The organism is Anaerolineae bacterium, assembly GCA_014360855.1.
Lineage (GTDB): Bacteria > Chloroflexota > Anaerolineae > JACIWP01 > JACIWP01 > JACIWP01.
In genome coordinates this window covers 1-10801 of the sequence record JACIWP010000096.1, presented here as the reverse complement: position 1 = coordinate 10801, position 10801 = coordinate 1, and the positions used below count along the sequence as shown (strand labels likewise).

Below are 10801 nucleotides of genomic sequence, written 5' to 3'. Positions count from 1 at the left end.
CCGCCGGCCGCGCCTTCGACGTCATCGCCGGCGAAATCCGCGATCTGGCCCAGCGCTCCGCACGCTCTGTGGCGGAGATCGCCGAACTCAGTACTGCCATCCAGGCCGAGATGGATACCCTGCGCAGGGCGGTCGAAGCCACCCTGCCCTATATGGAACGCACCGCTGAACATGCGCAGGCCATGATCGAATCCACCCAACAGCAACAAGAACACACCGCCGAGATCACCCGAGCCGTCGGCGAGGCCGCCACCGCCGCCCAGCAGATAGCCGCCAGCACCGAAGAGGCCAGCAACGCGACCGAGGAACAGGTCGCCGCGCTGAACCAGATCTCTCATTCCGCCCAAAGCCTGGTCGAGCTGATCGACTCGCTGGAACAGTAACGGAGAGGTCCGCGGGGGTCGCGCAGGTAGGGAACAGCAAGGATTGTACCAAGTTGGCGGAAACATCACGCACGCAAGATAACGGCTGGCCGCTTCTGCCTCCGGTGAGCCGGCAGGTCCAGGATGTCATCCTCGAAGAAGCGGGGCCTGGTCTGCGGGTGCTGGAGATTTCCCTGGCGCGCGGCCTCGGCGCGGCGTTTATCGAGGAGCAGGTGCGCCGGCTGGCGCAGGGCCTGCAGGCGCGCGGCCATTTCGTGCAGGTCATCTGTCCTGAACGGTTCCCACGGGGCCTGAAGCGCTGGGCACGCTGGCCGGCCAACCGCGCCAGCCTGGCCAACTACGACATCCTCCACATCCATGCCAGCCTGCCCACCCCCCAGGACCTTCGGGAACTGCTCGGGCTGGGGTACATACTCCCAGAGATGCGCGCCCGCAGTGTGTGGAGCTGTTACAGGTGCCTGAGCACTGGCTGGGACGAGCAGGGCGCTCGCCGGCTGTCGGACCTGGCGTTGGTGCTGACACACAGCGCCGGCGATTACGAATTCCTGCGCCCGTACCTGCCCGAGGAGAAGCTTGCGTATGTGCCCTGGGGCGTCGAGCTGGAACACGTGCCGTTCCCGCCCCAGGAAAGCGACGGCCTGCATGTCATTTCCCCTGCGCACTGCGGCGCAGAAAGCATAGAAGCCCTGGTCCAGGTGCTCCGGGACACGCCGGGCATCACAGCGCATGTGGTGGCGCCGGCGGGCCAGGAGGCGCTCGCCGGAAACCCATTTGTCTCTGCCGTGCCCAACCTGCACGTGCATTACGTCGCCGGACGGGAGGAAATTCGGGCGCTTCTGCGCCAGGGGCAGGTGCTGTGCTGGCCGGCGGCAGAGCAGGGATGCTGTCTCGCCGGCCTGGAGCTGGAGGCCCTCGCCGCCGGCTGTCTGCTCGTCGCATCGGATTCGGCGCACGAGGTGCGCGGATTAGCAGAGCAGGTAGGATTCCTGTATGCGGCCGGCCAGCCGCAGTCCCTGCGCCGCGTCCTCGAGACCCTGCGGGATGATCCCGACCTGCGCCGGCGCTATCAGGAGCTGGGCCGGCGCCGGGCCGAGCTGTTCCCATGGGAGCACACGCTCGACGCCTGCGAACAGCGTTTGGCCCATGTCCATCTGCGCCGGCTGATCGCCTTTGCACTGCGCCGGGTCCGCGACCCGGACGACATATATCCCACCCTCCTGCGCCAGATGGTCAACATGATCGGCGCCGACGGAGGCTCCTTTTTCGCGGCGCAGTCGGACGGCACTCTGACACTGCAAGCCGTGTATGGGCGCGGGCCGGCGCCTCCCCGGCATGTCGGACGGTATGAAGGGGTATATGGGTTTGCGGCGGACCAGCAGCAGACCCTCCTCCTTCCCGGGGATATCCAGGAAACCTATCTGGAAGAGAGCTGGCCCGTGTCAGACCTGCGCCGCTCTGCCGTCATCGTGCCGGTGCAGTACCGGGGCCAACTGCTGGGCGTCGCCGAGGCGATCCGGGGATTTATGCGCCGGCCTTTTGACGAATCGCATCGGCGTTGGTTCGTCTGGTGGGCGGAGGCGGCCGGCGAGGCAGTTGCCGCCCTGGAGCGATTAAGAAAGAAGGAAGGGCGCTGAACGCGCCGGCCCCCTGCCGCAGGGGAGCGGGGGCAGGGGGCCGGCAGATGCGGATCAGTGCACCAGCACCTTAATGCCGGGGTAGCGCAGTTTGTAGACGTGCACAGCGTAATCGCTGAAGGTATCGACCATCGTGCCATCCCGGACCTGCAGAGAGCGGTCCTCGAACAGCACGTCCGCCTTGCTTCCCGGCAGACCGGTGAACTTCACCTGGACGGTGTCGCGCACCAGGCTGGCGACGAAGAGATACGTGTTGCCGCCGTAGTTGCGGGCGGTCATCAGGATAGATGGCTGGCGCACACCCATGGCCGGCGCCGACTGCGTGGGGCCGGAGAGAATGGTGAAGCTCATCCCCTGCGGCACCGGATCCGTGGAGGTGAGGATCGGCTTCAATTGGGTCAGCTCCGCCAGCACCCGGCGCAGGCTGTCGACCATATCCGGCACATATATGCCGTACTCGAAGGTGTACCAGTCGAGACCCTGGGCGCCCAGCATCAGCGGCACATAGGCGTCGAAGCGCATGTACTGGTAGTTCGGATGGCCAACATGGAATCCAGGCGGCAGGGAGGACAGCCCGTTACGCTCCATGTAGGTCTGGGCATCGAAGAACTGCGGCGTGGCGATGACGGCAGTGTTGGTGCCGGCGGCGCCCTCCACCGCACCCTTGACCCGGGTGACCATGGAAGCGCGATCAATGCCGTACAGCTCGGGATAGGCGCCGCAGAAGATCACGTCGGTGACGTCGGACCAGTAGCGGAAATAGTCCGGCGTCGCGCCTTCGGCCAGGTACAGCCCCACCGGCCGCTGTAAGGGGTCCGCCTTTTTGATGAGGTTGTACAGCCGGCGCCACGACTCATGGTCGGCCGCGGTCTTGGGCTCTTCCGGCAGGTACCACATGGAGACCGCGTTGGACTTCGCCAGCGCCGCCACGTAATTGATGACCGTGGCGTCTGAGGCAGTCAGGAACGAGGGGGAAATGGAAACCCGCACTTTCAGACCGTTCTGCTCCGCCTGGGCGAAATACTGCTGATACTCCGCCACGCTCATGGGCACCATAGCGACGGTGTTGATGCCGGCCTGACTGACGTGCGAGAAGTACTCCGGCAGGATGTAGTACCCGCCCAGGTGAATGGAGGGGGAGAGGACGCCGGCGATGGAAGGACTGCCGGCGCTGGCCGGCGCAGTGCCGGCCAACAGGCTCACCAGCAGGAGGAACAGCGACAGCAGTGCTACCGAGGTAATACTGCGCAATCTGAAAACAGCATTTTCCCCTTTCATCATCCCACCCCTAGGATAAGAATTCGCGGAACTGTATCGTTCCGCTACCTTGATTATCCTGGGGTGTCACAAGAAACTGAATAGTACAGCGGTACTACCGGGCAGGTTCGGCGGGGGGTACTTTCTTCCTAAACCCAGTATCACGGAGGTGCGCAGTGGAGGTTCGGGTCTATCTACAAGCGGTATGGAAATCGATGCAGTGGTTGGCGATCGGCGTGGTGGCCGCCGCCGGCGTCAGCGTCCTGCTGAGCCTGTTCATCCTGCGGCCGGTCTATCGCGCCACCGCCACCATGATCGTCAACGTCAACGACCCCTTATCCAACACCACCGGCTACACGGCGGCGCTGGCCAGCGAGCGCATGGCCCAGACCTATGCCCAACTGGTGACGGAGCCGGGCATCCTGCAGGAGACGTTACAGCGTGCCGGCCTTTCCCTGCGCCCCGAACTCTTCCGTGAGAGCGTCACCGTCACCGCCCCACCCAATACCGCCGTCATCCGGGTCTCGGTGGAGGATAACAACCCGACCCGCTCCGCCGAGCTGGCCAATACGCTGGTGAAAGTGTTCGGCGAACGGGTCCAGACATGGCAGGAGGAGGCCGGCATCGCCCGCACCGCCTCTTCCCCCGAAGTGGCCTCCCTGGTCGAGCAACAGCGCCAGTATCTGGCCAACACCCTGGATGCCTACGCCAGCACCTATGCCAACCTGATGGGCATCTACGTGGAGCTGACAAGCCAGATGCAGTCCATACGCCCCGTGCCGGCGGCGCTCCTCTCCGAGCAGGAGCTGAATGAGCTGGGCCTTTCCCTGCGCACCCAGATGACCGATACGCTCCAGGCCATCAACACCCTCGAGGACCGGCTCGCGAAGCTGGAAACCACCCCGCCCACGGCGCAGTTCTCGCCGGCGGAATGGCGCGACGAGCTGGCCCGCCTGGAGAATCAGCTTTACCAGTACCGCTCGCTGTATACCGAACTGCTGAACATCAAATGGACAATGTCCCAGCTCGAGCCGACCCGGCCGCCGGCGGATCAGGTCACCGCGCAGATGAGCACGGTGGACAGCCTCATCAACTCGGTGCGGGCCAAGATCGCCTCCCTGCAGGAGGAGCTCACGAAGCATGCACAGGCCGCGCCGGCGCCGGACGCCCTCTCCCGGCAGGACATCGCCGCCCAAACCGAGACCCTGCGGCAGGAACTGTCCGCCCGCCGCGAGGCCTACATCAACTGGCTCAACGGGTACATCAGCTATCTGCAACTGCGCCAGGCCAACCTGGAGCTTCCAGCGGTGGAGGTGGACGTTAAGGAGCTGGACACACAGCGCAAGCAGATTGTCCAGGAAGCGGCGGTGGTATGGGAGCAGATTCAGGACCTGCGCAAGCGTCTGGACTCTTTTGATGAGGTCCATTACGAGCCGGCCGGCCCGCCCATCATCCTGGCCGAGGCGGCGCTTCCGCCGGCCAGGCCAGTGCGCCCCAACCCCCTGCTGAACGGCGTGGTGGCCGGCACCGCCGCCCTCGTCATCGGCCTGCTCATCGTCATCCTGCGGGAATACTTCCGGCTGGTGGCGGAGACACCCATCGGCGCGGAAGAGCAAGAATGAGGGAGAAATGATGGACCGGCCGGCGGACACTACCCCCGCATCCGATGCCGCGACCAGGCGCACAACCTTCGTGCGGCTGGCGGTGCGCGATTCGGCCATTTACCTGCCGGCGACGCTGGTGCAGGGACTGGGAGGCATCGCCGTCACCGCCATCATCAGCAAGCTCTCGACGCCGGCCGATTATGGCAGTTATACGTTGGGCATCAGCCTCTCGACAGCGCTCGCTATGATCGCCGGCCAGTGGATCAACGAATCGCTCATCCGCCTCTGGCCGGAGGCGCGCCGGCGCATGGAGCTTCAGCATCTCTACGCCACGCTGGCGCGCGCCGGCGGCCTGCTGACCCTGCTGGTGATGGCCGCGTCCATCGGCATCCTGGCCTGGTGGCAGCCCGGCCGGCAGGAGGGGCTGTATCCGTATCTGCTGGTCTCCGCCGGCACCTTCCCCCTGCTGGTAGCCTTCGGGGCCATCGCCGCCTGGTGCCGCATCACGGGCCGCTCGCTGTGGTTCAGCGCCTTCGTCATCTGGCGGGTGCTGGGCGGGGTCGCCATCGGCGTCCTGCTGGCGCTGGGCGCCCGCATGGGCACCATCGGTTTCCTGTGGGGCATCGCCATTGCCTGGGGAATGGTGGTTCTGGGCGTTGCCCTCTCCCGCCGGCAGGCCCTGCGCAGTGCCCTGTTCGGGCGCTTTTTCTCGCGGGACATCCTGCGCGAGGCAGTGCGCTACAGCCTGCCGCTGACCGGCATCGCCGTCGCCGGCCTGGTCCTTTCCATCTCCGATCGCTACATCATCGGCGGCCTGCTGAGCACATATGCTGTGGGTATCTACGCCCTGGGATACTCCATCGCCCAGCGGGGCATGGAGCTGGTGCTGGAGCCGTTCGCCAGGGCTGTCCAGCCCATCCTTTTCCGTTCCTGGGCAGAGCAGGGGCCGGCCGAGACCCAGCGACTGGTCGAACGCCTGGCACGCTATTACCTGTTGATGGCTATGCCGCTGGCGACTGGCCTGACGGCGGTCTCGCGGCAGGTGGTGCTCCTCCTATCCACCCCAGAATACCTGGACAGCGCCGCCGTCATCGGCATCGTCAGCGCGGCCATGATCTTTTACGGCCTGGCCCGCATGTACGAGGAGGCCTTCGCCCTGCAGAAAACGACTCTGCCGCTGTTTGTCATTTACATCATCACCAGCGCCTTCAACGTGGGCGTGAACCTGGCCGGCATCCCGCGCTACGGCTACATGGTGGCCGCCTGGTCCACATTGGCCTCCTACATCCTAATGATGTTGCTCACCGGGGCATGGGCACAGCGGGTCCTGCCCCTGCGGCTGTTCGGATGGTGGTTGTGGAAGCCGGCGCTGGCATCCGTCGGCATGGTGCTGGCGGTCGCGGCGCTCCAGCGATGGCTGGGGACCAGCCTTTGGCTGCTGGTGGTACAGGTCGCCGGCGGTGCGGGCGTATATGCCCTGCTCATCCTGGCGTTCGGGGGGATTTCCCTGCACGAGCTTCAGGAAGTGCTCAAGGCCGGCCGCGCCCGCCTGGGAATAAGATAAGGAGGAGAAGCAGTGTCAGTGGAAAAAACCCGGGACCTTCTGCGCCGGCTCGTGAAAAAGGTCTTCGAGCACAACGAATATTACATCTTTGTCAACCGCTCTCTGGACGACTTGCCGGCCGAACGACCTCTGCCGGCCGGCCTGCGCATCGTGCGGGTTGACCAGGGGAACGCGGACGAGCTGGAGCGGATAGAAGGCCTGCCGGCCAACAAGCGGCGCGACTTCCGCAAGATGCTCGCCCAGGGGCAGGTCGGCTATTTCGCGCTGGACGGTCAGCGGGTGGCCGGCCATCTGTGGGCTATCATTCCCCGCCCGAATGAGGTGGTGAACCGCGGCTATGTGCGGGTCTATCCCGGCGAAGCATACGCCCACTACGCCCACACCTACCCGCCGTACCGCCGGCAGGGCATTGCCTTTGCCCTGTCCCTCCGCTTCCTGCATGAAGTCCTGAGCAGGCCGGACGTTCGCGTGGTCAAGGCCAGCGTCCTCACGACCAATACTCCCAGCCTGGCAATGATGGAAGCCCTGCACAGCCGGCGGGTCGGCCGCATCTCGCACTGGCGGGTGTTAGGAATCCATTACCGCAAGGTCCTGCTGGACCCCGGACAGGAACAAGGAGTGTGCTGGTGAGCGAGGAATTCACGGCAAGGTCCCTTACGCCTGAGGAATATCCCCTCTGGGACGCGCTGGTGGACACGGCGCCCTCCGGCACCCCGTTCCAGACCACCTGGTGGATGGGAACCCTGGCAAGGGAGCTGAAAGCGCATTTTGAGGTGGTGGGGTGCTTCCGCAAGGGCGTGCTGTGGGGGGGCTGTGCCCTGTTCGGCCGGCGCACCGGCCCCTTCTGCCGGCTGGTATTCCCTCCCTCGGCCCTCTACAACGGCATCGTGGTAAAGCCCAGGGACACCGACTCCTACCCCACTCAGGTCATGCACACCATCGGCGTGACCGGGTGCCTGGGGGGCTGGATCCGACAGCGCGCCCATGAAGCGCATTTGACCCACCACTACTCTCTGCTCGACGTACGGGGGCTGATCTGGCAGGGCTGGTGCAGTCGAGTGCGCTATACGTACATCCTCCCGCTGGGCACTCGGGAGGAGATGATCGGGCGTGCGGAGCGCACTCGCGGCGCCATGTTTCGTCAGGCGGAACGCGCCGGCCTGTGCTGTGAACCCAGCGATGACATCGAGGCCTTCCTCCCGCTGTACGCCCGGACGTTCGCCCGACATGGATTGGAATCACCGATCCCCCTGCCGGCCATCGCCGCCATCTACCGCGCCGGCCGGGAGCGGGGGGCCGCCCAGCTCTTCCTCACCCGTACCCCCGCCGGCGAGGTCGTCAGCGGCACCATCGCCCTCTGGACCCAGCGCAATGCCGTGCTCTGGCTGGCCGCCAGCGAGCCCGAATGGCTGGAGCAGGGCGCCTCGGTGTTCACCTATTTTGAGACCTTCGCCCACCTGGCCGAGCGCTTCCGCGAGGTGGATTTCGCCTCGGCCAATGTACATTCCCTCCATCATAACGCGGCCCTGCTGGGGGGCGAACTGCGGCTGGTCGCCCGCACCGAGCTGACGCGCTCGCCGGCCCTGCGCGTTCTCCATGCCCTGCGGCATATCAGGCGTTTCCAACCGGAGGAAGGATAAATGAGCCAGGGAGAGGGAACCACCGGGGGCAAGGGCTATACGGTACGCCGGCTGGAACCAGCGGAATATCCTGCCTGGGATGCGCTGGCGTGGGAATCCCCTACCGGCACGCTCTTTCAGACCTCCTGGTGGCTGGAAGTGCTGTGCCGGCTGACCGGCACTCAACTGGAAATCATCGGCTGTTTCGATAAGAAAGGGGCGCTCTGGGGGGGATGTGCGCTTTACGTGCGGCAGACCGGCCCCTGGAAGCGCTCCCTGTTCCCGCCGGCCTGTCCCTACAACGGCATGGTCGTGCGCCGGCGCGACACCCCCATCTACCGTCGGCAAATGGTGCACACCCTGGAGGTCACGGAAGCGCTGGCCGCCTATCTGGAGGAACGCTATTCGGAGACCCTGTTAGCCCACCGCTATGAACTGGCGGACGTGCGGAGCATGAGCTGGCGCGGCTGGGAGACCACCCTGCGCTACACCTACGAGGGGGAAACGGCCGAGCTGAAACAGCTTTTGCGGACGGCGACACGCACCCGCCGGCAGAAATTCGAGCGCGCCCAGGAACTGGGATATACCTGCCAAGCCGAGGATGACGTCGCGGCCTTCCTGCCATTGTACCGCGCCACCTATTCCCGGCACGGCCTGGACACGCCGCTGAATCCATCCCAAGTGGAAGCCATGTACCGGCTGGCCAGGGAACGTCAGGCAGCGCGCTTGTTCATCACCCGCTCTCCCGCCGGCGAACCGGTCAGCGGCATGATCATCCTGATGGACTCCCACCGCTGTTACACCTGGCTGTTCGCCAACCACCCGGCGCACCTGCGCGAGGGGGTGCCGACCTTCACCGTGCTTTCCACCGTCGCCGCGCTGGCCGGCCTGGTGCGCGTCGTGGACCACGCCTCGGCCAACTTTCCCCAACTGCACCGCAGTGTGCTGGAGGAGGGGGGCATCTTGAAACCGGTGCTGGTAACGCATCACAATCGCTCTCGCTTGCTGCAGTGCATCCATGAGATGGGATTTATCCTGGGTGGCAGCCATGCACGGTAATCGCTCGGAAAGGCCGGCCAGCCCGCTGTCCGTCCAGTGGCTGATCCTCGGCGCCGCGCTGATCATCGGCGTCGTCGTGCCGCTGTTGCTGACGCTCCCGCCGCGTCTGCTGGCGGTGCTGGGCATGCTGCCGGCGGCCGTCATCCTCTGGGTGCCGGAACTGGCCGTGGTGCTGATGCAGGACGCGTTGGGCATCGTGCAGTCCTTCACCCAGCTCGTCGGCATCCCCATCGAAAGCGGTTTCGCTTTCGGGTTGGCCGGCGCCGCCCTGCTGGGATACATCCTGCTGGCTCTCCGCCATCGTCTGGTATATCGCGCCATCCTGTCCCCGCTGGCCCTGGCCACGTATGCCCTGGTCGCCGTGCTGGGCCTCAGTATCCTGCGGAGCGGCCCGCAGGTGGGGCTGGACAAGTTTCTGCGCTTCGCCGGCTTCAACCTGCTGGGCTTCCTGCTGGCCTCTCTGACGCCGGCACAGCGCCGGCGCTGGCTGGTGTACGGCTTCATCCCGGTGGGCGCGGCCGGCATCGCCAGCGTCGGGTTGGCGCTGACCCAAATGCCGGCTGTCGGCCGGCTGACGGCCTTCGGCGGCAACCCCATCTGGACCTCCCGCCTGCTGTGCGTCGCCGGCCTGGTCATGCTGTGGTGGCCCAACCTGTCGTACTGGATCCGGGTGCCGGCGGCCATGGCCTTCTTCACCGTAGCGATGTTCACCGGTTCCCGCGGCCCCTTGTTCACCAGCGGGCTGATTATCGTCACTGCACTTCTCGGCCGTGCCCTGTATGCCCGCCGGCGCCAGACTGCTGGCGAATCACTCATCCTGTTCCTGGGTATGATGCTCGTGGCCGGCGCCGGCTTCCTCGCCCTGCGCGCCGTCGCCAGCGAACAGGCGGCCGTCAATCCCTATTCGCCCTTCGTCCGCATCTTCGCCGGCACGCCCGAAACCGAGGCCAGCACCGAGACCCGTCTGGCGCTGTACCAGATCGCCCTGGAGCAGTTCGGGCAAAACCCCCTCTTCGGCATTGGTCTGGGCGGCATGGTCACTGTCCTACAAACCACCGGCGTGGTCTATCCGCACAACCTGTTCCTGGAGTTCGCCTCCGAGACCGGCATCATCGGACTGCTCCTGCACGCCCTGGGCCTCATCCTGGCCTTCTTCGGAGCGGTCCCCTATCTGCGGGATGCTTCTCCCCGCACCCGCGCGGATACCGCCATCGGGCTGATGCTCTTCCTCTTTGCCCTGCTGAACGCGCAGGTCAGCGGCGACATGGTGGGCAACAAGATGCTGTGGTTCTTCATGGGCTATCTGAACGGCCTGGTATCGGAAAAGGGCTGGGGTGTTCCTGGGTTCCTGCGCCGGCGGAAAGTATTGGTGCGCAAAGAGGAGTAGCGCGGCATGCGGCTCATTGTCACAGTGGATACCGAAGCGGACAATCAATGGGACGCAGGCCGGCCCCTGCGCCTGGAAAACCTGCGCTGTCTGCCGGCCTTTCAGACGCTGTGCCGGCGCTATGACATCCGTCCCACGTACCTCATCACTACGGAGGTGGCGGAACACCAGGCCGGCATGGCATCCCTGCGGGCGTGGACAGAGCAAGGGGAAGCGGAAGTGGGAGCGCACCTCCACCCCTGGACCACTCCGCCCTTCCAGGATAGCGCCGGCCAGCGCGCCAACGATCCCCAG

General features: G+C 65.5%; 10 protein-coding genes. 9 read left to right on the top strand and 1 reads right to left on the bottom strand.

The window, feature by feature from the left end; all coding sequences use genetic code 11:
• Both H5T60_06940 and H5T60_06935 read left to right on the top strand, forming a co-directional pair.
• On the top strand, positions 1–383 hold a 383-nt coding region (locus H5T60_06940; protein ID MBC7242165.1), incomplete at its 5' end, for a hypothetical protein.
• Positions 384–487: 104 nt separating this feature from the next.
• The gene (locus tag H5T60_06935) at positions 488–2017 is read left to right on the top strand and encodes a GAF domain-containing protein (GenBank protein ID MBC7242164.1); all 1530 of its coding nucleotides are present in this window, start codon (positions 488–490) and stop codon (positions 2015–2017) included.
• 54 nt (positions 2018–2071) lie between these two features.
• Here H5T60_06935 and H5T60_06930 read toward each other — a convergent pair whose 3' ends face one another.
• Positions 2072–3268: a hypothetical protein gene (locus H5T60_06930; protein MBC7242163.1), complete on the bottom strand. Its 1197-nt coding sequence runs from the start codon at positions 3266–3268 to the stop codon at positions 2072–2074.
• A gap of 182 nt (positions 3269–3450) precedes the next feature.
• Between H5T60_06930 and H5T60_06925 the strand changes: the two genes are divergently transcribed.
• From H5T60_06925 to H5T60_06895, 7 genes are all read left to right on the top strand, one after another.
• Positions 3451–4896, top strand: coding sequence for a hypothetical protein (locus H5T60_06925; protein MBC7242162.1), 1446 nt, complete (start codon positions 3451–3453; stop codon positions 4894–4896).
• A 7-nt stretch (positions 4897–4903) separates the two neighbouring features.
• Positions 4904–6442, top strand: coding sequence for a polysaccharide biosynthesis C-terminal domain-containing protein (locus H5T60_06920; GenBank protein ID MBC7242161.1), 1539 nt, complete (start codon positions 4904–4906; stop codon positions 6440–6442).
• 12 nt (positions 6443–6454) lie between these two features.
• Positions 6455–7072, top strand: a complete 618-nt coding sequence (locus tag H5T60_06915; GenBank protein MBC7242160.1) for a GNAT family N-acetyltransferase — start codon at positions 6455–6457, stop codon at positions 7070–7072.
• Positions 7069–8082: a GNAT family N-acetyltransferase gene (locus H5T60_06910; protein ID MBC7242159.1), complete on the top strand. Its 1014-nt coding sequence runs from the start codon at positions 7069–7071 to the stop codon at positions 8080–8082. Before H5T60_06915 ends, H5T60_06910 begins: the two co-directional genes overlap by 4 nt.
• Positions 8083–9120 carry a GNAT family N-acetyltransferase gene (locus tag H5T60_06905; protein ID MBC7242158.1) on the top strand — a complete coding sequence of 346 codons (1038 nt, stop codon included), beginning with the start codon at positions 8083–8085 and terminating at the stop codon, positions 9118–9120.
• Positions 9110–10507, top strand: coding sequence for an O-antigen ligase family protein (locus H5T60_06900; protein ID MBC7242157.1), 1398 nt, complete (start codon positions 9110–9112; stop codon positions 10505–10507). Before H5T60_06905 ends, H5T60_06900 begins: the two co-directional genes overlap by 11 nt.
• A gap of 6 nt (positions 10508–10513) precedes the next feature.
• The coding region (locus H5T60_06895; protein ID MBC7242156.1) for a hypothetical protein at positions 10514–10801 on the top strand (288 nt) is incomplete at its 3' end.